At 43.3% G+C, this 26,477-nt stretch carries 22 protein-coding genes; 12 read left to right on the forward strand and 10 right to left on the reverse strand.

The window, feature by feature from the left end; genetic code table 11:
- The first annotated feature begins 49 nt into the window (after window positions 1-49).
- Window positions 50-1,120 carry a beta-N-acetylhexosaminidase gene (gene nagZ / locus B3R91_RS12585; protein ID WP_286797937.1) on the forward strand — a complete coding sequence of 357 codons (1,071 nt, stop codon included), beginning with the start codon at window positions 50-52 and terminating at the stop codon, window positions 1,118-1,120.
- Window positions 1,121-1,246: 126 nt separating this feature from the next.
- Here the strand turns inward: nagZ and B3R91_RS12590 are convergent, their stop codons facing one another.
- Both B3R91_RS12590 and B3R91_RS12595 read right to left on the reverse strand, forming a co-directional pair.
- On the reverse strand, window positions 1,247-2,959 hold the full coding sequence (locus B3R91_RS12590) for an OmpA family protein (protein WP_286797938.1): 1,713 nt from the start codon (window positions 2,957-2,959) through the stop codon (window positions 1,247-1,249).
- 433 nt (window positions 2,960-3,392) lie between these two features.
- Complete coding sequence (locus B3R91_RS12595; RefSeq protein WP_286797939.1) at window positions 3,393-5,030, reverse strand: hypothetical protein; 1,638 nt, start codon at window positions 5,028-5,030, stop codon at window positions 3,393-3,395.
- Window positions 5,031-5,554: 524 nt separating this feature from the next.
- Here B3R91_RS12595 and B3R91_RS12600 point away from each other — a divergent pair.
- The 6 genes from B3R91_RS12600 to B3R91_RS12625 all read left to right on the forward strand — a co-directional run bounded on the left by B3R91_RS12600 (window position 5,555) and on the right by B3R91_RS12625 (window position 10,927).
- On the forward strand, window positions 5,555-6,163 hold the full coding sequence (locus tag B3R91_RS12600) for a rhomboid family intramembrane serine protease (RefSeq protein WP_286797940.1): 609 nt from the start codon (window positions 5,555-5,557) through the stop codon (window positions 6,161-6,163).
- Between the two features lie 106 nt (window positions 6,164-6,269).
- Window positions 6,270-7,226: a metallophosphoesterase gene (locus tag B3R91_RS12605; RefSeq protein WP_286797942.1), complete on the forward strand. Its 957-nt coding sequence runs from the start codon at window positions 6,270-6,272 to the stop codon at window positions 7,224-7,226.
- 119 nt (window positions 7,227-7,345) lie between these two features.
- Window positions 7,346-7,924: a 5-(carboxyamino)imidazole ribonucleotide mutase gene (gene purE, locus B3R91_RS12610; RefSeq protein ID WP_191691903.1), complete on the forward strand. Its 579-nt coding sequence runs from the start codon at window positions 7,346-7,348 to the stop codon at window positions 7,922-7,924.
- Window positions 7,925-8,152: 228 nt separating this feature from the next.
- Window positions 8,153-9,517 carry a 5-(carboxyamino)imidazole ribonucleotide synthase gene (locus B3R91_RS12615; protein ID WP_286797944.1) on the forward strand — a complete coding sequence of 455 codons (1,365 nt, stop codon included), beginning with the start codon at window positions 8,153-8,155 and terminating at the stop codon, window positions 9,515-9,517.
- A complete protein-coding gene (locus tag B3R91_RS12620; RefSeq protein ID WP_144297416.1) occupies window positions 9,517-9,966 on the forward strand; it encodes a YaiI/YqxD family protein in 450 nt (149 codons plus the stop codon). The genes B3R91_RS12615 and B3R91_RS12620 overlap by 1 nt, the downstream gene beginning before the upstream one ends.
- A gap of 322 nt (window positions 9,967-10,288) precedes the next feature.
- The gene (locus tag B3R91_RS12625; RefSeq protein ID WP_286797947.1) at window positions 10,289-10,927 is read left to right on the forward strand and encodes an NAD(P)H-binding protein; all 639 of its coding nucleotides are present in this window, start codon (window positions 10,289-10,291) and stop codon (window positions 10,925-10,927) included.
- A gap of 145 nt (window positions 10,928-11,072) precedes the next feature.
- Here the strand turns inward: B3R91_RS12625 and epmA are convergent, their stop codons facing one another.
- From epmA to B3R91_RS12640, 3 genes are all read right to left on the reverse strand, one after another.
- Window positions 11,073-12,098: an EF-P lysine aminoacylase EpmA gene (gene epmA / locus B3R91_RS12630; RefSeq protein ID WP_286797949.1), complete on the reverse strand. Its 1,026-nt coding sequence runs from the start codon at window positions 12,096-12,098 to the stop codon at window positions 11,073-11,075.
- Window positions 12,099-12,185: 87 nt separating this feature from the next.
- The gene (locus B3R91_RS12635; protein WP_286797975.1) at window positions 12,186-13,298 is read right to left on the reverse strand and encodes a 4-phosphoerythronate dehydrogenase; all 1,113 of its coding nucleotides are present in this window, start codon (window positions 13,296-13,298) and stop codon (window positions 12,186-12,188) included.
- A gap of 150 nt (window positions 13,299-13,448) precedes the next feature.
- Window positions 13,449-14,603, reverse strand: a complete 1,155-nt coding sequence (locus B3R91_RS12640; protein WP_286797951.1) for an AI-2E family transporter — start codon at window positions 14,601-14,603, stop codon at window positions 13,449-13,451.
- Window positions 14,604-15,559: 956 nt separating this feature from the next.
- On the opposite strand from B3R91_RS12640, the gene B3R91_RS12645 reads away from it, so the two are divergent.
- Both B3R91_RS12645 and B3R91_RS12650 read left to right on the forward strand, forming a co-directional pair.
- Window positions 15,560-17,263 (forward strand): NAD+ synthase, encoded by a 1,704-nt coding sequence (locus B3R91_RS12645; RefSeq protein ID WP_286797952.1) that lies wholly within the window; start codon window positions 15,560-15,562, stop codon window positions 17,261-17,263.
- Between the two features lie 295 nt (window positions 17,264-17,558).
- Window positions 17,559-18,836, forward strand: a complete 1,278-nt coding sequence (locus B3R91_RS12650) for a hemolysin family protein (protein ID WP_286797953.1) — start codon at window positions 17,559-17,561, stop codon at window positions 18,834-18,836.
- A 92-nt stretch (window positions 18,837-18,928) separates the two neighbouring features.
- Here the strand turns inward: B3R91_RS12650 and B3R91_RS12655 are convergent, their stop codons facing one another.
- Window positions 18,929-19,693, reverse strand: a complete 765-nt coding sequence (locus tag B3R91_RS12655) for a YggS family pyridoxal phosphate-dependent enzyme (RefSeq protein ID WP_286797954.1) — start codon at window positions 19,691-19,693, stop codon at window positions 18,929-18,931.
- Window positions 19,694-20,062: 369 nt separating this feature from the next.
- Between B3R91_RS12655 and B3R91_RS12660 the strand changes: the two genes are divergently transcribed.
- The gene (locus B3R91_RS12660; RefSeq protein WP_286797955.1) at window positions 20,063-21,118 is read left to right on the forward strand and encodes a type IV pilus twitching motility protein PilT; all 1,056 of its coding nucleotides are present in this window, start codon (window positions 20,063-20,065) and stop codon (window positions 21,116-21,118) included.
- A 166-nt stretch (window positions 21,119-21,284) separates the two neighbouring features.
- Entirely contained in the window at window positions 21,285-22,406 is a 1,122-nt protein-coding gene (locus B3R91_RS12665) for a PilT/PilU family type 4a pilus ATPase (protein WP_286797956.1), read from the forward strand.
- 136 nt (window positions 22,407-22,542) lie between these two features.
- On the opposite strand, the gene fur is transcribed toward B3R91_RS12665, so the two are convergent.
- Window positions 22,543-22,977, reverse strand: a complete 435-nt coding sequence (gene fur, locus B3R91_RS12670) for a ferric iron uptake transcriptional regulator (RefSeq protein WP_068406404.1) — start codon at window positions 22,975-22,977, stop codon at window positions 22,543-22,545.
- 313 nt (window positions 22,978-23,290) lie between these two features.
- On the opposite strand from fur, the gene B3R91_RS12675 reads away from it, so the two are divergent.
- A complete protein-coding gene (locus B3R91_RS12675; RefSeq protein WP_286797958.1) occupies window positions 23,291-23,710 on the forward strand; it encodes an outer membrane protein assembly factor BamE in 420 nt (139 codons plus the stop codon).
- Window positions 23,711-23,732: 22 nt separating this feature from the next.
- Here B3R91_RS12675 and B3R91_RS12680 read toward each other — a convergent pair whose 3' ends face one another.
- The 3 genes from B3R91_RS12680 to B3R91_RS12690 all read right to left on the reverse strand — a co-directional run bounded on the left by B3R91_RS12680 (window position 23,733) and on the right by B3R91_RS12690 (window position 26,201).
- Window positions 23,733-24,119, reverse strand: a complete 387-nt coding sequence (locus B3R91_RS12680; protein WP_286797960.1) for an RnfH family protein — start codon at window positions 24,117-24,119, stop codon at window positions 23,733-23,735.
- A complete protein-coding gene (locus B3R91_RS12685; RefSeq protein ID WP_286797962.1) occupies window positions 24,119-25,261 on the reverse strand; it encodes a hypothetical protein in 1,143 nt (380 codons plus the stop codon). Before B3R91_RS12685 ends, B3R91_RS12680 begins: the two co-directional genes overlap by 1 nt.
- Before the next feature lie 271 nt (window positions 25,262-25,532).
- Complete coding sequence (locus B3R91_RS12690; protein WP_286797963.1) at window positions 25,533-26,201, reverse strand: c-type cytochrome; 669 nt, start codon at window positions 26,199-26,201, stop codon at window positions 25,533-25,535.
- Window positions 26,202-26,477 lie beyond the last annotated feature (276 nt).

The raw sequence follows: 26,477 nt of genomic DNA on the forward strand, positions 1-26,477 counted from the left end.
AATGTAGTGAAGTGAGAAAACCACCCTCTAGCCTGATAAGGATCACGCAATGTACGGCGTTTTAATGATTGATATCGATAGTACCGCACTGACTGCCGAAGATGTCAGTTTAATCAAACAAGCACAGGTCGGCGGGGTGATATTATTTGCCCGCAATGTGGCAGATGCGGCGCAAGTGCGAGCTTTGTGTGACGATATCCGCCAGCATAATGCCGATTTATTGATTGGCGTCGATCAAGAAGGCGGCCGCGTTGCTAGATTACGTCAAGGTTTTACGCCATTACCGGCGATGGGTAGGCTCGGCGATTTATTTGACCAAGACCCTAGTCGCGCCTTGAGCCTTGCTTACGATTGTGGTTATTTGATGGCAGCAGAAGTATTGGCGGTCGGCATTGATTTGAGCTTTGCGCCGGTGCTCGATAGAGGCGGCATCAGCCAAGTGATCGGCGATCGCAGTTTTCATCAAAATCCGCAAGCCATTATCGCTTTAGCAAGCCAGTTCATGCGCGGTATGAAAGCGGCGGGTATGGCAACCACCGGTAAGCACTTTCCCGGTCATGGAGCCGTCGCGCCTGACTCGCATGTGGCAGAAGCAATCGATACACGTAGTTTAGATGAGATTATCAATAGCGACATGCAGCCGTTTGCACAGACACTGCCTTGGCTTGATGCTTTAATGCCGGCGCATGTGATTTTCTCACAAGTCGATAATAAACCCGCTGGATTTTCAAAAATTTGGCTCAAAGACATCATTCGCAAACAGCTGAATTTTGATGGGGTGTTATTTTCTGATGATTTATCGATGGCAGGTGCGCAAACGGCAGGTGATGTCAGCGCCCGTGTCAAAGCTGCGATTGAAGCAGGCTGTGATATTGCTCTGGTTTGTAATGACCGCGTTGCCGCTCACGAAGCTGCCAAAGCTGCCCAAGAGCTACCCTATCCTGACCAAAAACGTGTTAAAACTATGCGTGGGCAAATACCTGTTTGGCAGGGCGACCTTGAATCAACGTGCCAGCAGTTTGCTTATTGGCACCAAGCAAAGGAAAATATCTTACAAGCATTTTTTATGAATCAAATAGAAGCGCCTACTGAGTCAAAAGATCCAACCGCTTATAAATAATTCATGTAACCAAACCAGCTTTATTCCAGTTTTATTTAATGCAACAAAAAACCGCACCTTAAACATAAGATGCGGTCTTTAATATTAATGCTAGCTATGAATAACTATAAGTAAGTAGTACGCTTATTAATTACTGGCTTTTGGGTCTAAAGCAGTACCACGGCTCGCATCATCAGCGTCCGGTAAAATGTCATCATTATTACGGTCTAATGGATTTAAGTCTGGATCAATTGGTCTACTATTTGATGTTGGTATTGAGCTTTTAGGTGCCGGTAAATTGTTCCCTGTCCGGTCATCACTGTCAGGCATCAAATCATCATTATTACTGTCCAATGGATTTAAGTCTGGATCGAGCGCACCGTTACTAATCGCCACGCCATCGTTGGCCATTGCTGTTTCATCATATACCACAAACTCGATACGGCGGTTACGGAAACGACCTTGCTCTGTGGCATTATCAGCGATTGGATCGGTCTCACCCATACCTTTGGTCATTAGCTTGGTTGGATCCGCACCTTGGGCGACCAGATAATCTTTCATCGATTGCGCGCGCTCTTGTGACAACTGCATATTATAAGCGGCATCGGCGGTTTTGTCGGTATGACCGATAATTAACAGTTTCATATCTGGCACTTGCTGCATAATCTTAACAGCATTGTCCAATAATGGCTTGTTGGCTTCTGGAATAACAGCTTTATCTACTTCAAAGTTTACTACTTGCAGACTCAGGGCGCGAGCCACATCACGAGGATCTGGGTCTTGACCGAGGTTCTGCATCGCCGCTTGCGATGCTGCTAAGCTGCGATCAATCTCGCTTCGCTCATTGAGCGGACCCTCTGCTTGTACCGTCATAGCTGGCGCTGCGGCTTGTAAATCAGCAACCAATTTATCTAATGCTGCTGCGTCTGGCGCATTGACCGTAATGGTGTCGCCTTTAATCAGCATACTGGCATTTGGCACATTTTTGACGATTGGCAAAATAGAAGAAAGCTGAGCGGCAGCTGGCATATCTATCGAGAAGTTATCATCGACATCGGCGCGGCAATTATTGGCTTCATCACCAAATGTCGCTGTCAACGCGTCCATCACGTTGCCTTGTAGCGTCTCGTTGCCAACGTTCATACGGCAGGCATATAGTCCACTATTTTCACCAGTCGCAATACGCAGTGAAGCTGGCTCTATATCGGCTGCAACCACTGTTTGTCCGTCATTAGCCGCTTGCTGCTCAGTGGCAACTGGCGTACCGACTGGCTCAGGATTGTCTTGACAACCTCTAAGTAGCGCCCACGCCAAGGCACCTAAGATAATCAAACCGATAATCGGTAGCAGCGCTTTCATAAAGCTGCCTTTTTCTTCTTCACGGCGAATAGGTGCAGTGCTGACCGTATCAGACACATGAGCACCAGCTGGTGCGGCAATCATACCTGCAGGCAGAACGGCGCTTGCCCATACCGGAATATGGTGCTGATAACTGGCAAGATTGTCATTTAAAAACTGGGGCACAGGCGTGGTTCCGGCCAAGCTTTTGATTTCGTGATACGCTAACGGTGCAGCCATCGCAATCAAACCACGGGCTGCGGTCGCATCAACGTTATGTTTACCGGCAAGCTCACGGGCAATTTGGTCGCGGTGAGCGCCATCGGTCCATACGCGGTCATAAAACCCTTGGTCATCACGGGCGATATTTTCATTAGCAAAACGTGTATAAGTCGTATTGTCTGCCAAGCGCGCGGCAAAAATAGCATAAAATTGTTCAAGTAAGTTCTGTTTAGCGGGATTGCGATCATCGCCTAGTACTGCAGGGCTAACCGTCCGCGTTAAGTGACTGATAATATCCATAATGTCATTCCTCAATAATTGTTATTTTGAATAATTGTTTTGTACCGAACTGCATTCTCAAAAAAATAAAAAGTTAATAGTACTGATATTTCTTAATAACGATATTTTTTAATATTAATATTTATATCAGCATTTAATAAACATTAGGTATTAAAAAGCGGCTTAATAAATATCAGCACTATCTATATTCAACTTTTGTCATTATAAAAGTATTAAGGTTGTATTCACAATCGATGGGCTGTTGTGCAATTGCTACGTTAAGTAATGTTTCAGTTGTGACACGTAACTGCGAAGTCTTTACAGTACAAATTACTAACATATCCATTATATCTGGAAATGACTGTCTATCTGTTTAGGCAAAAATAAAAAGGAGGATAGTCAATGATTGATCCTACCCTCCTTTAGCTCATTGCTTGTTAGACGTTTTAAACTATCATCTTGCTTGCGCAGGCTCCGCCACGATAACGCTATTGGCCATATCGTCTACTTCTGATTCTGAAAAAGGTCCCGGTGGTCGCGTTGATGCGGGACGGTCATTGCTTCTAGGTTCATTGTTTCTAGGCTCGTTAGCTCTAGGCGAATTATTAAAATTATTATTGCGTGCCGGTGCAGGCGTCACGCTATCACCGGTGACGTCATCAGAAGCTTGATAGTCGTTATTGTTATTTGCATTACTATTATTCATATTATTAGTGCCAGCGTACTGGTCATTTATGCTGCTTCCATCTTGGACAAACTGATTGCTTGCACTGTTCATCGCCATATTATCAGTGCCTATGCCGCTTTCTGCATTATTAGGTAATGGTAGCGGCGCGGTACTATCTACCATTATTGCTGGTGCCAAAGTACGGATATCAGTGGTCAATCTTTGTAGCTGCATACCATCTGGCGCTTCTATTGTCATACGGTCATTTTGCAACTGTAGACGGGCAAACGGCGTCGCTCTTAATAATGTCAGGATATTAGGCAGTGCTTGGATAGGCATATTGGCAATATTGTTAGCCACGCCTTCTTGTACCGTAAACTGACACATCCCTGCCTGCTCGCCAAAACTGCTATTAAGCGCTTGTTGGAGGGTGTTTTGTAGCGCGGCATCACCGACAGAGGCGCTACAGGTATAAAGACTGCCGTTATTATCCACACCAACGATAAGCGTAACGGGCGTCAACACCTGCGCGGGTGGCTCAGCGACAGGCGCTACCACAGCAGGCGCAGTAGCCACTGGCTCTACGGGCGGGACGTCATTAGGCTTAATTAAAAATGCCCATACCAGTGCAATCGCTGCGATGGCGGCCAATAATAAAAACACCCGTATTAATAAGTCATTACGTTGGTTGCGGGTTCGTACTTTTTCACGCTTTAAACTACTGTTTTCTGCTAAGTGATGCTCAGCAGGGTTGGCATGAATAGCGCTCGCAGTTAGGCTGTTATCGAAGCTTTCACTAGCAAGTTCTGTTGCCACGTTTGGTTGTTTTATCAAGTTCGCAGAAGGGCTTACCACGCTTGCTTCAGTAACATCTTTATTTAATAAAACAGTTTCTGTCGCAGCATTGACTATGGCGTTTTGATAATCAAACAATTCATCAGGGTTATCTTGTGCGACGGTAATGAGCGGTGCTGCCCATATCGGCAGGTAATGGCGCAGTGAAGGTTGCTCATTTTGTAAAAATGCTGGTAAAAACTGCCCGTTAGCCATGACCTTAAGTTCACGGTAAGCCAGTGGCGCAGCATTCATAATAAGCTTTGTGGTAGTCAGCTTATCAATATGATGGGTCACTGCCAGCTCTTCGATAATGGTTTGACGCGCGCTTGGGGCTTGCCATAATTGCTCAAATAATGGCGTCTCTACTATATTTTCATTGGCAATTGGCTCATCATCACGCAATAACTGCGAGTAAATTTGCGGCAATGCCAAACGCGCCGCCAAAATGGCATAAAACTGCTCCAATAAGCTGACATAAGACACGCTGCCGTTATCAATACGATGCCCATCAATAACCTGTTCATTATTAATCTGGCTACCTAAGACGGCTGGGGTTACTATCTGCTCTAATTGGTCGATGATATTCATAAGTTCCAGCCTTTATCGGCGTTGATTTAAGATATGAGACAGCGATTCTTTTTTGACTTCGGTTTTATACGCTGTAGACTGTAGCACGCCCATAAAAATGCGCGCTTAATAGGTCAGCACTTGGTCAACACTTAGTTGATACTTAACAAGCTAATATTGGCATATAAATTGCCTATTATTTTTAATCTTTTTTAAAATTTCAACAAGCATAAAACTGGTTAAATATCACCGATTAATGATTTATTTTTGGTAAATATTTATTCTGTCGTTAAACGTTACGGTCAGTATACGAAGCATTACTTAGTTGCCTGTTACGCTGTAATATTATTCAATATAAACGATTATTAAAGCATAATTTTGTCGTCTATTGGTTTTTTGCCTTAGCATCACTGTTATTACTGTTGGTGTAAGCCTTAGCTATTTTCAGCATCCATATTTAGTTATTTTTTATCCAACTTATTTGGTCTTTAAGCACTACGCTCTATAACACTGCCCCCTATCAGGCTCGGCCTAAGGACTCTCCTTTGTTCAACCACACGACGCTTATTATCATTATTACGGTTATTGTCAGTTTATTGGCGTGGCAAAACAAAACCCTATTTAATCGGCTGATTTTTTATCCGCCAGCGGTGAATAACGGTCAATGGGATCGCTTTGTGACCCACGGCTTTATTCACGCCGATGCGATGCATTTGCTGTTTAATATGTTTACCCTATACTTTTTTGGCCGTGCTATCGAAGGCTTGTATCAGCCATTTTTATTCGGTTATGGTTTTGTGGTTTTTTATGTGTTGGCTATCGTAATCGCCATGGTGCCAAGCTATCTTAAAAATAAAAAAAGCGCCAGCTATCTAAGCCTTGGTGCTTCAGGTGGGGTTTCAGCGGTGCTATTTGCATTTATTTTGCTGGCACCGTGGGAAAAGATTTACTTATTTGCCATTATTCCTATTCCAGCGATAGTGTTTGCCGTCGCTTACGTTGCTTATAGTATTTATGCCGATAAACGCGGCGGCTCGAATATCAATCATATGGCGCATATGTGGGGCGGCGCGTTTGGGGTGATTGCGACCATTATTTTAGAACCTCGCGTCTTGCCACACTTTTTAAATGCGCTATTGTCGGCTGGCCTTTAGAGCGGTTAGTTTTAGAATCTTTAGTTTTAAATTTGCTAATTGATAACGTTTGATGTTTTGCCCTAATTTGTATTTAACAACATGTTTAAGAATTTGATAAAGAATTATGATTATAGATATTATTGGTGATATTCACGGTTATGCAGACAAGTTGATTGGGCTGCTAAAACAGTTGGGCTATGTGCATAATGGCAGCCATTTTGTACCGCCAGTAGGTCATCGGGCGCTATTTATTGGTGACCTGATTGACCGTGGTTCGCAGCAGGTTGCTACCCTTGAAATTGTTTTTGCGATGCTAGATGCAGGCGTGGCGGATGCGGTGATGGGCAATCATGAATACAACGCCTTGGCTTTTGCGATGCTTGACCCAAAGCAGCCCGAGCGCTATTTACGTTCGCATAGCGATGTACACGTACGCCAACATGAAGCGTTTTTAGCCGAAGTGCCCTTTGGCTCAGAAGCGCATCAATACTGGTTGCAGCGCTTTTATGAGATACCGCTTTGGCTTGAGACCGATTATGCCTGTTTTGTCCACGCTTGCTGGGATGTCGATAGCATGGCGGTATTAAAACCTTTATTAACTACTGATAATTGCCTAACCCCTGAAGCGGTCATTGCCACCTCACAAAAACATAGCCCTGCCTACGACGCGCTTGAGCGTGTGTTAAAAGGTGTGGAAACTGCGTTGCCTGAAGGCTTGGTTATGGTCGATAAAGATGGAGCGGAGCGCTCACAAGTACGCGTACGTTGGTGGCTTGATGAGCTAAATAAGCGACCTATACATGAAATCGCCCGTGCGCCCAAATCGGGCTTGGCGCAGATTCCAAACGATGCGATGGCAGAGAACATTGAATTTGCCCTTAAAACACACAAACCCGTGTTTGTTGGGCATTATTGGCTTACTGGCAATCCTGAACCATTAAGTAATCAAGTGGTTTGCACCGATTATTCAGCAGCCATAGATAGCGGTTATATGACCTGTTATCAGCTTGATACTGAGCAGCCATTACCATTGAAGGCCAGTAACTTTGTGCAATATCGCCATGATGAAGGCCCATTATAAATCGATAAAACTGCGACATAAAAAACTGCTATTTGGTCAGCTTTGACATTAAACGGCAAACTTGGCTTTACGAAGGCAGCAAAACTTTTGTATGATGGTCTTTTTGAGGATATCAAAGCATGAGCACCACCTCCGCTACTGTGAACCCTACTACACAAAACGCTGCTATTGAGCAAAACGGTCCCATTACCTCCCCTGCTGGTCAACCAAAAGTTGGCATTATCATGGGCTCGCAGTCGGATTGGGCGACCATGAGTGCAGCGGCGCAGTTGCTTGCTGACTTTGATATTGCCTTTGAATGTGAAGTGGTGTCAGCCCATCGTACGCCAGATAGATTGTTTGACTATGCCAAAAGCGCTAAAGGTAATGGCTTACAGGTGATTATCGCTGGAGCGGGCGGCGCGGCACATCTGCCCGGTATGTGTGCCAGTCAAACGCCGCTGCCTGTGTTTGGTGTCCCTGTTAAATCATCGATGCTTAGCGGTTGGGATAGCCTACTCTCTATCGTACAAATGCCAAAGGGCGTGGCTGTTGGCACCTTAGCCATTGGTACTGCTGGTGCCTATAACGCGGCCCTCCTTGCCATTCAGGTGCTTGCCTTGCATGATGAATCGCTTGCCACTAAGCTTGATAACATGCGTCAAGCGCAAACAGAGACCATTCTTGCAAGTCCAACGCCTGGTATTATTAATCAGTAACACAATTAAAGTTGGTCAGATTTATATAAAATTTTAGCAAAACTGCTATTATCAATACTCTTGCTAGCAATATTTTATACTTACCATGCGCTAAACTTGATATTTATAGCCAAATGAGTTTTACTAAAGATAAGGTGCATACGGTGCACCTTTTCCTATTTCTAACCTTAACTTTTAGCCAATCATTTACTAAAAACCCTTATTCATTTTAAATGTAAAGAGCCTACCATGACTACCGCCAATGCTTATCCTGTTACCCAAACCATCCGTACCATCGGTATTTTAGGCGGCGGTCAGCTTGGTATGATGCTCGCCCAAGCTGCCCTGCCGCTCGGTTATCAGTGCGTGTTTTTAGAAGATAATGCCAACTGCCCTGCCAGCCTATACGGCAAAGTTTTTTCTAGCGAGCAATTAGATGAATTTATTGCCGCAGCTGACGTCTTTACTTTAGAGTTTGAAAACACACCAACGGCGACTGTCGAACAGTTGGCAAATCTATCAAAATCAGGCAGCAAACAAGGTATGTTCCCGCCACCGCTTGCCCTTGATATCGCTCAAGATCGCTTAAAAGAAAAAGGCATGTTTAATGAGCTTGATATCGCCACCGTGCCATTTATGGCGGTCAATTCTGAAGCCGAATTAAAGCAAGCTTGCGACGAGCTAGGATTGCCTATTGTGCTCAAGACCAGCCGCGGTGGTTATGATGGTAAAGGTCAATTCGTTATCAAAGAGGACAGCGATATTAAAACTGCTTGGCATGAGCTAAAAGACGCGGTTAGCGGTAAAGGTTCATTAACCCCAACGCCTGCGCCATTAATTGCAGAGGGCTTTATTAACTTTAGCCGTGAAGTATCTATCATTGCTGTACGCGCGCAAAATGGTCAGGTGCGCTGCTATGATTTGGTCGAAAATCACCATCATCATGGTATCTTAGCCAAAACTCGCGCCCCTGCCGTTGGTACCAGCCATTTATTTCAGCAAGCAACCGAAGCTATTAGCACGGTGATGAATCACTTGGGTTATGTCGGTGTGATGGCGCTTGAGCTATTTGTGAGTAAAGATGCGCGCGGTAACGATTATCTGCTGGCCAATGAGATTGCCCCGCGAGTTCATAACTCTGGCCATTGGAGTATCGAAGGCGCGATTACCAGTCAATTTGAAAATCATATCCGCGCGGTGGTCAATCTGCCCTTGGGCGATACCGACAACGTTCATCCAGCGATTATGCTTAACGTGTTGGGTCAGTATCCTGATATCCGCGCGGTGCTCAATATCGATGGCGCCCATTATCATAGCTACCACAAGGCTGAGCGCGAAGACCGCAAAATCGCGCATATTACCTTGATGCCAAATGACGTGGCGGATTTAGAACCTGCTCTAGCCAAACTGGTTGCCGTCTTGCCAAATAAAGTGGGGCTTGATAAAAAACTGGCGCCAACCATGAGCGATAAGCAAGCACTTGTATCTGTACCAGAGCAATCTACCAATGCCGAAACTGAGCGTACTTTAGAAAATACTAAAAGTGACGTGAAAGGTAGTCAAAAAGATGCCTTAGCAGAGGCATTATTAAAGACCGATAAGGCTGAGAAATAATGCAGATTTGGGTAGATGCCGATTCGGTGCCACTGATTGCCAAAGACTTAATCATCAAAACGGCTGAACGTACCCAAACCATGGCGATATTTGTCGCCAATCAGCCGATTAAATTGCGCAAATCACCGCTGCTTGTCATGACCGTGGTGCCGTCAGGGTTTGATAAAGCCGATGATTATATCGTCGAGCAAATCCAGCCAGGTGATTTGGCCATTACCAGCGATATTCCTTTGGCCAATGATATTTTGGATAAAGGCGGTATGGTTTTGACCACGCGCGGTGTGGTTTATGATAAAAACAATATCAAGCAGAAGCTTAATATGCGCGATTTTATGGACACCATGCGCGGTACAGGCGTGCTTGAATTGCAAGAAATGAGCGGGCAGAAACCTTACGGCGACCGCGACAAAAAAGCCTTTGCCGATGGTCTTAATCGCTTGGTACGTTAATTGGTGCGGTCATTTCTTTTACTTATCAATTTGAAAATCCTACCTTTTAAAACTTCTGAAAAAATTTCTTATCTCTATAAATATCAACCGTCACAAAGTCCAGTCTTGCAAACCCTATACACTCCATAACCAAACACTATGCAATCAGCACGCTTCATAACGAAGTGTGCTCGTCATTATTGCTAGGCTATATGCAGCTTTTAAAACAAATTATTTTAAAAAAATAGTTTTTGAATAAAGGGTTCTTGAATATCCAGTTTTAAACTATAAGTCTTTAAATAAAGATAATGCATATAAAACTCATATAATAATAGGAATGATAATGAAAATATTAGTAATTGGCGCTAGCGGTAGAGTGGGTACAGATTTGGTTAAGCAGCTATTAGCAGATAACCATCAAGTGATTGGCACCACCCGTCAAGAAGAAAAACTGTTTGATGACGACAATTATAGTCAATTAGATTTAGATATCACTGCCGAAAAAGACGCGATTCAGAGCCAAATTGAGCAAGATATCGAGGCGGTCTATTTTGTCGCCGGTTCAGGTGGTAAAGATGTCTTAGAAGTTGATTTACATGGCGCAGTTAAAACCATGCAGGCAACAGAAGATAAAGGTATCAAACGCTATATCATGCTTAGTACGGTGTTTTCATTAGATACCAGCAAATGGGACAATCCCGGTATTGCTGACTTAAAAGAATACTATATCTGTAAGCATTACGCTGATCAGTGGTTGGTTAATAATAGCAACCTTGATTATACTATCGTGCAAGCAGGTGCGTTAAAAGAGCGTGCAGCAATGGGTAAAATCACTATCAATGATGACAATGCGGGTGAAAACTCAATTGCAGATGTGGCTACGACGTTGGCAGCTGTACTCAATGCTGATAATACGATCAAAAAAGTCTTTAGTATGCATAATGGTGAGACCGCCATCGATGCAGCGCTGGCTAAACTTTAGCAAATAAAAGCTATAATAAATAATATGTAGCTTTGAAGCATTATTAAAAACACAGAAATAAAAAAGCGCGTAAGCCCTGGTTTATGCGCTTTTGTTATGGATTATTTAAAAATTAACGGTTACGTTAAATGATATTAAAGAACAACTAAGCTAGGCCACTTGGAAATGGAATGACGTCCTCTAAGCTGCTAGCCCCTGTTATAACCATTAGTAATCTATCAATACCGACTGCGATACCGCTGCAAGGTATTAAGTCATCAGACGCTGCTAATAAATGCTCATCAATTGGCATTTGTGGCAAGTTATGATGCTTGCGCAATTGATTGTCGCGCTCAAAGCGCGCTCTTAATGCCTGCCCATCTGCCAGCTCATCATAAGCATTAGCAATCTCAATACCGTTAATATACAGCTCAAAGCGCTTGGCGACTGTATTACCATCTTTATCGATAGCTGTCTTTGCCAATGCTGCCGTCGCAGGGGGATATTCTATAATCAACGTCGGCAAATCATGACCCAAATTTGGCTCGACGGCATGACTAAATAGTAAATCTAACCAGCTTTGACGAATATCTTCTTCACTATTGGTGGCACCATTTTCTGCACTATTAAAATCAAACCCTGTTAAACCTTTGTCTTCTGCCACCGCTTGTAGCGCGGCAAGACTCGCCGTTAACGGATGGATACCCACAAAATCCATAAAAGCATCGACGTAACGATAATGACTTAGCACCATCGGATAACCGTAAAGCGCCTCCAATAGCTCGCCCAATTCAGCGCCCATATCCTCTAGGCTATAGTTCGGCTGATACCACTCAAGCATAGTAAATTCAATATTGTGGCGCACGCCTATCTCGTTATCACGAAATACCGGACAAATCTGGTAAATGGGGATCTGCCAGCTGGCAAGTAGGCGCTTCATGGCAAACTCAGGCGACGTATGCAGATAATAGGTACAAGGTTTGTCTTGATACGTAACCTGCGCGGCGACCGACTGTAAAAAGGTATCGGTATTACCCGCTTGTGAGAGCAACGGCGTCTGCACTTCAAGCACGTGGCGACTGGCAAAAAACTGCCGAATAGCATTGATAAATTGCGCACGCCTTTGTGCCATCGCTAATGTCATCGTTGGCGCATAACTGGGTTTAGAGGAAAGGTTATTTGCTTGGGTCATTACTCTCTACTGTAGTTTTCGAATAAAAAATCAAATAATTAAAATAGGCTTTGAAATGGAGTTTTAATCTTTAAAGCTGGTTGTCTTTTAAAACTGCCATTCGCGGCGTAAATGATAATCTCGGCGCAATTGATCAAAATCTGCACCATGTATTTGTCCATCTGTTAATTTATCTCGCAGTGCCGCATCATCTGCCATGATGTCATAAAACTTCACCAATCTATCTGGATGCGCCTTTAGCTCAGACCATAAAAACATATTGAGTGGCAGCAATTTATGCATGGTTTGCACAGGAGCCACTGTTAATTTTTCACACAGCGCATCATAAATCATTTGTGTACCGCGTAGCTTACCCTCCAAGGTATAGCCAGCAATATGTGCTGTGGCAATCGCAAGTTTGGATAATAGGCTTTCCGTTATCTCAGGCTCATGTTCAAATACATCGAGTACCACTTGGCGATCGGTACGGGCGATATCTGCCTGCAAATCACCGGCATTAATCACTGGTCCACGCGCGCTATTAATCAACAAAGTATCTGCTGGCATCGCAGCTAATGCTTCTTTATCAATTAAATGACGAGTTGGATAGTCGCTACCAGTAGGATTAGTGGCATGTTTTTTATCGGTCAACGGCACGTGCAAGCTAATCACATGACTTTGGCTCAATACTTGCTCAAAGCTGGCGTTATTAATGGTCGATGCAGGCAGTAGCGGATCGTAACCCAATACTTGCCAGCCTAAATCATGAGCGTACTCCACAAGAGTACTACCAATATTACCCAGTCCGATAATGCCCAAGGTCACGGGCGGCGTCGATTTCTGCCAATATTGTGGACGTAAATTTAAGATAGCGGTCAATACGTACTGCGCAACCGAATGCTTACTGCAGCCTGCGGCATTGGCAAAGGTGATATTGCGCGCTGCCAAATAGGTTTGATCGACATGGTCAGTACCAATCGTCGCCGAACCAACAAATTGAACGGTATTATTGTTTGCCAATAGCGGCTCGCCAACTGGCGTAACCGAGCGTATCAACAGTACGTCAGGCTGATACTCTGCGAGCAACTGGACATTGATAGCGCGCCCAGCAACGCTAATAATATTTACCGGTCGTTTATTATGTTGCCCAAGCGTCGACGCATTAAAAAACTCATCAAGGCTGGCGATATTGCTATCAGCAATGATAGTTAGAGGACGCATATTTTCATTATTTGCAGCGCTCGCATGTGGCATTTTCAAATACCCCTACTTCTAAAGGTTTATTATCAATAATTGCTGGATTAGCAAGGTATATTTTTTATAGGTTGGTTTTAATAGTTTTTAAATTGCTGTTTAAATTAAGCACATTCCCTAATCCGTAGAAACAATATTTTCGTCTTTATTTTGTGCCGTAGCTTTTGGTTGCAGCTGGGCGTCAGCAAGCATATCTTCGTGCTGTGCAAATAAATCATTCTTATGTTGCGATATCCACTCACGCCATACCGCAAGGCCGATTGCCAATACTACAGGACCGATAAACAAACCGACAAAACCAAACGCCGTCAGACCGCCCAATACTCCGATAAAAATAATAATAAAAGGAATTTTGGTCGCGCCGCTGATCACAATAGGACGGATAAGATTATCAACCCAGCTGATAACCAGTATACCCCAAAGCGCCAAACCAATCCCTTCTACGGTATGACCTTGGCTTAATAACCAAATAGACACCCCGCCCCAAACAAATGGCGTACCAAAGGGGATTAAAGCGATAATAAAAGTGACAATGGTCAGTAAAATAGGGCTTGGTGCACCAGCAAAATAATAACCAATACCAGCGAGCAAAGCCTGAGCCAATGCGGTCAAACCAATGCCATAGACTACCGCGCGCGTGGTCGTACCGACCGAGTCAATATAACCATCGATGCGATTGCCAATGATATTGCGTAAGGCTTGGCGGATTTGACGTACCAAACTGGTGCCATCGCGATAAAAGAAAAACAGCGTCATCAGCGCCATCCCCATTTTGGCAAGACCACTGAAAACGACATCGAACGCGACTTTGCCATAATATAGATGCGACTGCACCCACAGACGAAAAGCCTCTAGCGTGCCTTCTGGGTTTTTATTAATTCTCCACAACACATCTTTAACTTGCTGTCCGATGACGGGTAAGTCCTTGATAGAGTCTGGCACATCCAAATAGCCAACCTTGATGCGATAAATTAAGTTGCTAATCAGGCTTAAAGCTTCTTGCTGCAAGATAAAGATACCAGCAACGAGCGGCAGACCTATCATCAATGTGATGCTGACCGTCATAATGGCGGCGCTAAAGTTTGAGCTAAAGCGAACGCGCTGATGAAAAAAATTATAAATAGGAAAGGTGACGTACGCCAAAATCGCGGCCCACAGTGCCGGTACAATAAAAAACTGTACGACTTGAAAACACAATACAATCAGCACCACCAGCAAAGTAATAGCCAATAAGCGCTGAATAATAAATTCTTTTGTCCAGTTTTCGATCATAGCGTATAAACCAAGAGCGGGCAGCAGACAGCCAATTTGGCGCTGCTGTAACGTTTATAAATAGGTGGATAAAAATCACAGACCGCGTCCATTATTTATATCCCTTAGCGAGTGTGTTGCGTTATAAATTTTACGTTGTAAGCTTTGCGAGATATTTACTTTATAAATTAGGCGAAATTATTGCGAAAAATAAGTCTAATAATAGCGCTACCGTACCATAGCGCGCTTTTATAAACATGTTATTTGGTTATAAAAAACAGTATTCATCTATAAAAATAATTGTGATTCATAAAATCGCTCTTAACTTGCCATTTCTCTATATTTAGAAGAGTAAGCCCAAACATAATAACGGCTTATTATGCCTCAAAGCCTGCCAAATAAATAAGGCTATGTTGTAATCTTTACTTACAATTACCTGCACGCTATCGGCACCAATATTATTAAGTATTAATAGGTACTTTCAAAAATACCTTATTAGAATCATTGCTTTAAAACAATAGTTATTTATTTGCTTTTTAATGACTTCTACGCTGACAACTTGCGCGCTAAATCACTGTGCAGTTCTATTTGTGCAGACAATTGATGTTATACTAAAGGGATTAATTTGCACATTTAAACGCTGTTAAGCAGGTTTGCTGTTATTGGTTTATAGCAAAATCAGCCCTAGCGTTTTTAACACTATTTCTGAAAACCTTTATTGATTGCCCTATTCTAAGCGGTTTTAAGCACTACCATTTAGAGCAGCGCCGCATATTTTAGTAATACCGATATTCATTGTATTAATGGCTATCCAAGTGCCGCGCTCAGCATAGGCTCACGATTTATGAGCCTTGATATGGGGGCATAAGTGCATACTCATATTTTGCATTACTTTCATAACCTATTTTGCTTTGGTTTTATTTAAAACCCAGCTAGATTCAATACATTTACACAACCTATTGATAGGAACAATAACAATGTCAAAAGACACTACCAAAGATACTGATAATCCCAACTTTAATTCGTCAAATGAGGCCAATACAGGCTCTAAATCGCAAGACAGCGTTACTTTTGCGTTAGCGCAATCGCATTTTTTGGTCGGCGATATCACCGCCAATGCTGAAAAAATGCGCGCCCTTGCTCTACAAGCCCGCGAGCAAGGCGCTGATGTTATCATTTTCCCAGAGCTTGCGTTATTAGGCTATCCTCCGCAAGATTTGCTGCTACGTCCTAGCCTATCTGGCCGTGTCAAAAGCGCGCTGTCTAGCTTGAGTGATATCGATGATATCGTGATGATTGTGGGCTATCCGCATGTCGATCATCATGGCACCTTTAACTCGGCGGCGATTTTGCATAACGGTCATCAAAAAGGCTTTTATCATAAGCAAATCTTACCAAATTATGGCGTTTTTGATGAGCGTCGTTATTTTGATAAAGGTCGCAATCAAGTCTTATTTGACTATAAAGGCATTACCATTGGTCTGCTAATCTGCGAAGATTTGTGGGAAAAAGGTCCGATTGCTGAGCTTAAAAAACAAGGTGCTGACCTTGTGGCCTGCTTAAATGCCTCACCGTTTGAGATTGAAAAACAAGACAATCGTAAAACCATGCTCGCCAAACGTAGCCGCGAAAATAATCTGCCAATTATTTATCTTAATGCCGTTGGCGGGCAGGATGATTTGGTATTTGACGGCGGCTCTATGGCCATTCAAGCCGACGGCAGTGTTGCTCATGAAGCGTCGCGCTTTATGAATCAGCTCATGCTGACGACATTTGACGTCAAGACCGCAAAATTCGATACACAGACAAAAGCGCCGTTGTCATTAAGCCGCGAGTCGGAGATGTACCAAGCGTTGGTCGTCGGTCTACGTGATTATGTCAATCTTTCGGGTTTTACCGGTATTATCGTTGGCTTGTCAGGCGGTATTGATTCTGCGTTAACCTTATGTATCGCTGTCGATGCGCTGGGTGCTGATAAAGTCTATGCGGTGATGATGCCGTACGAATATACTTCTCAAATCAGTTTAGAGGACGCGCAAGCGCAAGCGCGCCGCTTAAATGTTTCTTATACGGTTTGCCCGATTTTTGACGCCGTTGAAGGTATCCGCCATACCTTGGCGCCGTTATTTAACAAATCGCCTGCTGATACCACCGAAGAAAATATCCAAGCGCGCGCTCGCGGCGTGGTACTAATGGCCTTGTCTAATAAATTTGGGCATTTAGTCATCACTACGGGTAATAAATCAGAGCTAGCAGTTGGTTATTCAACGTTATACGGTGATATGGCAGGTGGTTTTGACGTACTAAAAGACGTTTATAAAACGCAAGTTTATAAGCTTGCCAGCTACCGCAACCGTTTAGAAGACACGCCAGTTATTCCTGAGCGCGTCATCATACGTCCGCCATCGGCTGAGCTACGTCCTGATCAAGAAGACCAAGACAGCTTGCCAGACTATGACGTGCTAGATGGTATTTTGATGTCATATATCGACGAAGATATGGGCTATCAAGATATTGTCGATAAAGGATTTGATGCCGATTTGGTCGCTAAGGTGATTAAAATGGTTGATAATAGCGAATTCAAACGTGCTCAAGCGCCGATTGGAACTAAAATCAGCCATAAAGCCTTTGGCCGTGAGCGCCGTTTTCCTTTAGTCAATAAATGGTCGATAAAAGGCTAAGCGTCAACGACTAAAGTTGCTATTTCAACCTTTTAGAAGTCTCTGTAGTCTGAATATACTACCCTTTAGATAAAGGCTAAAAGGTTGAATAACTTTACGTTTCTATATAATTTGATATAATATAATCAGAATGTTTTATAATAAGCTGGGTACTTACCCAGCTTTTTTAGTTTTTATTGATAAAGTTTTCTTCATATAAAACTCTTTGAATAAATAATTAAACCCAGTTCTCTACTTTTCTATATTTCAACTACTTTCAATTTAACTACCCTACCTATCGTTATCCGAGTCCGTCATGAGTTTGCTAACCGCTAGTATCTTTCTTTTATTATTACTGGCTTTGAGTGCCTTTGTTTCTGGGGCAGAAATTGCTATCGCTGCTGGTCGCAAGATTAAGCTGCAAATCATGGCAAAAGAAGGCGAAGTCCGCGCCCTTGATGTGCTGCATATGCAAGAGAATCCTGGTGGATTTATTACGGTAGTGCAAGTCGTGCTTAATGCCGTCGCCATTTCAGCAGGTGCGGTTGGTGAGTCGGCGATTAGCCCGTATTTACAGCTGTTGGTTAAGAATGAAGCGGTGTCATCGGTTATCTCTTTCGTCGTGATTACCAGCTTGTTTTCCCTACTTGCCGATTTGATGCCCAGACGTTTGGCGATGTCTAATGCAGAAGTTTTTGCGGTGCGGCTGGTACGCCCTATGATGGCGCTGACATTTATTTTTAAGCCCGTTATTTGGATCTTTGATGGCGCAGCAAACCTCATTTTTGAGTTTTTTGGTATCTCAACCACGCGCCAAGATGACATGACACCAGAAGACATCTATGCAGTGATGGATGCGGGCGCCGAAGCTGGGGTAATTAAAAAACAAGAACACCATCTGATCGAAAATATTTTTGAGATGCAAGAGCGTACCGTCACCTCAGTCATGAATCCGCGTGAGCATATCGTTTATTTTGATAGCAAAACCAGCACCGAAGAAGTGGTTGAGGTGATGATTGCCCAGCCACATAATAAGTTTTTGGTCTGCGAAGAAGACGATTTAGAGCAAATTATCGGCTATGTAGAGTCGCGCAGCTTTCTAGCTTTGGTACTCAATCAACAAGAAGTCAGCCTAACCGATAAAGCCCTATTAAAACCAGCGTTATTTGTACCTGATACCTTGTCTTTGTTTGAAGTCTTGGAGATGTTTAAATCGACCGGCGCCGACTTTGCCGTGATCGTCAATGAATATGGCTTGGTGGTTGGTGTCATTACCCTGCGTGATGTAATGAGTATTGTCATGGGAGAGCTGGTCACAGTTGAGGAGCAGCCTATCGTACAGCGCACCGATAACTCTTGGCTTATCGATGGCATGACGCCCATTGAAGATGTGGTTCGCGCGCTCGATATCGTTAATTTACCGCGCAGTCAAAATTATGAAACCATTAGCGGCTTTATGATGTATATGCTGCGCAAAATTCCTAAGAAAACCGATACCATCGAATACGCCAACTATCGCTTTGAGATTATCGCGACTGACAATCTGAAAATCACCCAGCTACTCGTCACTAAACTGGAAGAAAAAGTTTTGTAAAAGTGGCATTTCGAAGTGCACTTTACGATAAATAACCGTATAAATTTAGAGAGTTTGACCCTCAATTAATGGGTTTAATAAGAATACAGAAATCAGGTACGCGCCCCAAATATCGCCGTGCCGACACGTACCATCGTAGAACCATTGGCAATCGCGGCGCTCATATCATCACTCATGCCCATACTCAGCGTATCCCACTGCTTTAATTCCGGATATTCTCGCTCGATACTATCAAATAACTGCTTAGTACGAGCAAAGGCATCGGTATTGGCTTTTGCGGGAATAATCATCAGCCCGCGCAATTGCAAGCGCTCGTAATCTTTAATCGCGCTTATCAAGTCTGGCAGCTCAGCTGGCAGACATCCTGACTTACTGTCCTCGTTATCAATATTGACTTGTATCAACACATTAAGCGCTGGCAGCTCGGCTGGGCGCTGCTCATGTAAACGTTTGGCGATAATCTCACGCTCAAGCGTTTGCACCCAATCAAAATTCTCAGCAATATCACGGGTTTTATTACGCTGGATGCTGCCAATATAGTGCCAAACGATGTGTTCGCATTGTGGCTGTTGTCGTAAAGCTTGTATTTTCTCAATAGCCTCTTGCAAGTAGTTCTCACCAAAATTATACTGCCCTTGCCGCGCTAACGTCGCAATCATCTTAGCAGGTTTGGTTTTAGACACTGCTAATAAAGTAATGTCTTCTTTCTGCCTTTGCCCTTGTACAGACGCTTGCGCCATCTGCTCGCTTACTTGCTGCCAATTTTCAATCAATTTTGCCGCATCAAAATCATCTCCATTATTTTTTTTACTAGCTAAACTCGTAGCGTTAGTTTGTGGTGTAGAGGTAGTGTTCATAAAAAACTCACAGAAATATTAGGTGATTATTTTATTAATTATAAATAGAAGGAGCTATGAAATTAAGCAGTTAAAATTTTGATAAAAAACAGACATAAACTTATATTAACAAAACAAAGTATATTTGAATTATTTTTACATTTTATTCATATAGTAGATGGTTAAATAGCAGCAGGCTTGTTATCATATTGTTACATAGTCTAACTCATGCTACTGAAAAATATATTAATAGTAACAGCAAAGACTACAACTCTTTTAAATAAGCTAAGTTAAATAGTGGCATAGAATCGTAAAGTATCATAATTTTTAAGCGTTTCTTTGTCCATTCTTGTTTGGCTCATTTTTGTCTATCAATAGGGATATTTCACTATGGCTGAAAAGCATCATTTAAACATCGAAGACTTATTGCGCTTTACCGTTAAGCACAAAGCGTCGGATTTACATATTTCAGCCGGTATGCCAGCGATGATTCGTGTCGATGGTGAGATGACCCGTATTAACATGCCTGAAATGACGCATCAAGTGGTGCATCAGCTTATTTATGACATCATGAATGATAAGCAACGCGCTGACTTTGAAGAGTTTTTTGAGACCGACTTCTCTTTTGAGATTCCAAATCTAGCACGTTTTCGTGTCAACGCCTTTAATCAAAACCGCGGCGCTGGCGCTGTTTTTCGGACCATTCCTTCTAAAGTTCTTACTATGGAAGACTTAGGCATGGGTGAAGTTTTTAAACGAGTATCCGACTTTAAACGCGGTGTAGTACTGGTCACAGGTCCAACGGGTTCAGGGAAATCTACCACGCTTGCTGCCATGATCGATTATATCAATGAAACCCGTAAAGAGCATATTTTAACCATCGAAGACCCGATTGAATTTGTTCATGAGTCTAAAAAGAGCTTGATTAACCAACGCGAAGTCCACCGCGATACCTTAGGTTTCGAGCCAGCATTGCGCTCGGCCCTACGTGAGGATCCAGACGTTATCCTGGTTGGTGAGTTACGTGACCTTGAGACTATTCGCTTGGCATTGACCGCCGCTGAAACAGGGCATTTGGTCTTTGGCACCTTGCACACCAGCTCTGCTGCTAAAACCATTGACCGCGTGATTGACGTCTTCCCTGCAGCCGAAAAAGATATGATACGGGCGATGCTCTCAGAGTCGCTACAAGCGGTCATCTCACAAACGCTACTACGTCGGCAAACCGGCGGACGTATTGCTGCTCATGAAATCATGCTGGGCACGCCTGCGATTCGTAACTTGATACGTGAGAATAAAATCGCGCAGATGTATTCTGCTATTCAAACAGGTGCTGGTGAAGGCATGATTACTCTTGATCAAACGCTTAAAAACTTGGTTTCAAAAGGCACAATCAGTAAAGATGTCGCTCGCCCTTATGCTAAGCAGCCTGAAGCCTTTATTTAGTATGGGTTTACATAGTATTAAAATCTTTAACATAAATTTTTGTTAAAGTTATAGATAAATGATCAAAAACTTTTATTCAGCTTTAGTTATTTCAACGATTGTTATTGCCCGCTTTAAAAGTTTATTGCAGCAGTTTTAAACTATATATTCCAAATGTAGGTACGTTATGGACATTGATAAGCTTTTACAATTAATGATTAATAAAAACGGCTCTGACCTTTTTATTACTGCTGATGTCGCGCCGTCCATGAAAATCAATGGCAAAATTTTGCCCGTTGGTAAAACGCCGTTAACCGCTGAGCAAACCATGAGATTGGTCAAAGGGGTGATGACCCCAAGCCAGCAAAAAGAATTTGACGAAACCAACGAGTGTCAATTTGCGATTTCAGATCAGGCACAGCAAGCGCGCTTTCGGGTAAGTGCCTTTATTCAGCGCGACATGGCAGGGATGATTTTACGGAAAATCGAAAACAAAATCCCCACCGTTGAAGAGCTGCGCCTGCCGCCAGCGCTAAAAGAGCTGGCCATGAAAAAGCGCGGTATTATCTTACTCGTTGGCGCGACAGGTACGGGTAAATCAACTACCCTTGCGGCGATGATTGGACATCGTAATCAGAATTCACACGGTCATATTATTACCATCGAAGATCCGATTGAGTTTGTACATAAGCACCGCGGTTGTATCATTACCCAGCGCGAAGTCGGTATCGACACCCATTCTTTTGAGGCAGGTCTTAAAAATACCTTGCGCCAAGCGCCTGATGTGATTTTGATTGGTGAGATTCGTAACCGCGAGGTTATGAGCTACGCGATTCAATACGCTGAAACGGGGCATTTGGTCTTTGCAACTTTACACGCCAATAACGCCAACCAAGCGATTGACCGTATCATTCACTTTTTTGAAACCAGTCGCCATAATCAGTTGTTTATGGATTTGTCCTTGAACTTGCAAGCTATTATTGCTCAGCAATTGATTCCAACGCCTGATGGTAAAGGACGCCGCGCCGCTATTGAGATTTTATTAAACTCACAGCTGATCAGCGACTACATCCGTAAAGGCGAGGTGCACGAAATCAAAGATGTCATGACGCGCTCACGTGATAGCGGCATGCAAACCTTTGACCAAGCGCTCTTTGATTTATATGAAAATGGTGAAATCACTTATAAAGGAGCCATTCTGCACGCTGACTCCCCTAACGATTTACGCTTAAAGATTAAGTTAAGTGGTAAAAATGGCAACGTCAACCTAGATGAAGGTGCCGATAGTTTATCGTTAGACATCACTTAATATGGCACTACTTACCTAGAATTTTCCCATAAGAAAGCCCTTATCAAATGTGAGGGCTTTTTTTGGCGTTTAAGTTAATACTTGGACAGTAATAGACTATAAATTATCAATATCAGATAATCGTTTTCTCAAACGCTTACTTGGCGTTGTCTCTACAAGCTTGATTATCACAAATACCGTACAGCACCAAGGAATGTCCAGATAGCTTAAAGCCATGTTCTGCCGCTACTTTGGTCTGTTCCTCTTCAATGGTTTTGTTATGGAACTCGACGATTTTGCCGCAGACATCACAAACCAAATGGTCATGATGCTCTTCTTGAGTAATCTCAAACACTGATAAATTGTTTTCAAAGTTGTGGCGCTCAACGATACCGGCTTGCTCAAACTGGGTTAATACGCGGTAAACGGTTGCTAGCCCCACATCTTCGCCTTGATCAATCAGTGCTTTATATACCTCTTCAGCACTCATATGATGCAGCTCTGCACTTTCAAGCAGCTCTAAAATTTTGATACGTGGTAACGTTACCTTTAAACCCGCTTTACGTAAATCTTGATTGGTAAAAGAAGCCATAATATCCCTTCTGACTATGAAAGTCTTAGCAAATGAATTCAAAAAACAGGAGTTAAATAAACATCAATAGTTAATAATAAGTGCTGATAAAATATAAAAACCATAAAAAATGAGCGATTATGCAGAGCATTTTTTTGTGAAAAATCGCTGCCAAGTGTTTGAATTTAAAATATAAATAATAAAGGCGGTAAAATAGCACTTGGTAAATAATGTCGTAAGTGGTAGGCAATTGCAAGTAAATGACGTATCATTTGTGCAAGATTGCCTGCAAGACCCCCATTATCGGTTTTTAGCAGCGCCTAACCCATTTTTTATGAGTCATTTTACCATGATAAAGACCTTTAATTTTCGTTCGTTAAGCTCTGCAAACGCCTTACGTAAGATTGCCATGACGACTATGCTCAGTGCCACTGTGGCTATGTCTGGCTGCTCATTACTGAGTGTCTATAAAATTGACTTGCCCCAAGGCACTGCCATTACCCAAGCGCAAGCGCAAAAAGTGCAAGTGGGTATGAATCAAAATCAGGTGCTTTATATTCTTGGTAGCCCAGCAATCAGAGACACGCTCGCGCCAAAACGCTGGGACTACATTTACGACTATAAAGCCGGAACAGAAGGTCGCCGTAAAGGTATCGCCGATGTCAAAAATGCCAGCCAGCATTTGATTGTTTATTTCGACGATAACGGTATAGTGACCCGCATTGAAGGTATCGACAGCCTGCCTGCATCATAAGTCTGATAGAAATTTCTAAAAACTAACCGCGAGATTTATTTTTGCGCTGAGACATGGGATCAGCGCTTAAGCTGCGATATACCTCTACCCGATCAGACGGCTGCAATATATAATTGAGTGGCTGCTTTTGCGCGTATACCCCAACATGCCAGCGCTTAGCCGTTGGCGTCGTCGTATTGGCAACCTGCTCGCACCAGCTTGCTAGCTCTTTAAACTTTTTTAGCCAACCTGCCTGAGCCAAGCCCTCATACAAAGTTGTGCCCTGACTGACTTCGATAGTTTGGTAATGCTGACGCGTCGCCTCTTCTGCATACGCCAGATATACTATTATCAAATCACTCTGCCCAGCCTGAGTTAGGTTAACGTTAACCTCATCTTTATCAGCTGTACTATGGTTAGCAGCGGTCATCAGCTTAACCACTGCATCACCCAACCGATTAACGCTAACAGTAACGCCAGCGGCACAATAAGGCGTATCGCCACCCGCCATAAGTTATAAAAAGCTTCATTGCCAAAGTTTAAAGACTTACGCAAGTGGCTGATTTTCATCTGCCAACCAGCAAAAACAGACAATAACAGCACGGCGATACTACTGATAATCACCAAAATACCGACTAGCCAATTGGTCGGTATGGCGACGACTAACAGCAGCGCTAGCACAAACGTTAATACCACACTGACTAGCAAACCAAATTTATGCGCCAATTGCTGCGTACTATAATGGAGCAAATAGCTGACCACAAACAGCACACCGACCCAATACAATAGCTGTCCGATTGGTGGCAGTGCCATGCCGCTAATAAATAAAGCGACCACACCAACCACTAGCTGTAATATCCAAATCGGTAATACCAGCTTGGTTGCGCGATATACTTGCGCAGCACTATTACGAGTGGTTTTTTGCGCATTGTGATTATCAGCCCCTACCGCCGTGACCGTTTGCTTGCTCACTAGGTGTTGACCAAACCAGTATAAACCTGTACCCGCACCGACGCTCACTAATGCCAACGCCACGGCGCGCGCCCATTCACTTAAGCTGACATCAGTCATGGCAAAAGCGATATTTGGCAGACCGTTGGCAACACCCAATAATAAACCGATCAACATTAAACCTAAGCCAATTGGTAACGGCGCCACGCCGAGTAAGCTTAATAAGACGGCAATGACCATTAATCCTGCCGCAATAGCAAAGCTTGGTACATTAGGTACGCTGTTGAGCTCCGTCAAAGCGGCTAAAATGCCGGTGCTTGCTCCCGATATGACAAGCGCAGCAATGAGGACAGAAACCAGTGCCGCGAGCCAGCCAAAACTGCGCCAAAAGGTGCTGACATCGGCTTCGCGTGTGAGCTTTTGCATACCTGCTAACGGTGCTTCAGCACTACGATAAGCCAACGCAATTTCCGCATACACAACGGGCAGAGAGACCAGTAGCATCGCCAATAGCCACAGCAACCAAAAGTCAATCTCACCTATGGATACGGGCGCAAACCAGCGAAATAATAATAGCGGTAGCAGCGCGGCGATAAAGTAAGAAGCATAGCGAATCATCATAATCTAAATCCAAGCGATTCAAAGTGAATAATAGTTAAGGCTATAAAGTACTGATAGACATCTATATTTTCTATGATAGCGTCATATGAAAGCCGCTTAATTCTTATAAGGGTTATCTAAGCTTATGCAAATTATATAAGGACTAATAGTTATAAAAAAACCCCGAAATCGGGGTTTGAGAGCTAAATTATAGCGGCGGCAGCAAATTGCTTCACTTATTATATAATCTCACTAAGCGCGTCAAAGTGCGAGCCGCTACATAGGGAGCAGATTAGTGAATCGCGCTCACATAATCTGACAAGATACGAATATCGCGATCAGATAGTTTGGCCGCAACCATCTGCATCATACCCATCTCGCCTTCTTTTTCCGCATCGTTAACACGTTTTTGCTCGTCGCTATCGATATCATCAACACGACCAGCAGCACGGAAAAGCTTTAGCTGGGTAGCAATATATTCAGCATGCTGTCCACCTAAACGCGGAAATGCAGCCCAAACGTTACCCGCCGCATCTGGACCATGACAGCCTGCACAACCGATAACGCCACGTGATTTATCACCACCTAAAAACAGCTTAGTTGCTTCTTGCGTAGTGGCAGGATTACCAAATGCGACGCCCCAAGGTTTTTGGCTGGCATAATAACCTGCAACGTTGGCTAAATCTTGCTGAGACAAATTGGCAACTTGCGACTGCATGATACCGTTTTTACGGTAGCCTGATTTAAAATCGACCAACTGCTTATATAAGTACTTTACGTTTTGACCGCCAAGATTCGGCTGGGCTGGCACAGGACTGACACCATCAACACCATGACAAGCCGCACAAACGGTTTCTGCAATTTGCTTACCTGCATTGACGTCATGTTCAGGAACAATAATAGCAGCTTGTACGCTGAAACTTGCAACACATAAGCTGGCGGCAGCGATTAACTTTTTCATTGATACAAATCCTACTAACTCGACGTAAGCATTATTTAGAGTGATTGCATTATCAAAAGACACAACCATTACAAAGCCAGCATCTAATCAGCTACGCTATGTATTACGCGGTCTTTATCACAAGCAGCCCGAAAGTACTTACTAATATCAGGGTTTATTTTGGATTATTATAGCAAGACTTTTTACTATTTGCCTACTTAATCGTAGCATTGGTTATTTTTTCTGGCGGTTCGACATTTATTCACTTAATAAAAAAACAAAAAGCGCAATAGGTTT

The organism is Psychrobacter sp. UBA6291, assembly GCF_002439405.1.
Classification (GTDB): Bacteria; Pseudomonadota; Gammaproteobacteria; order Pseudomonadales; family Moraxellaceae; genus Psychrobacter; species Psychrobacter faecalis.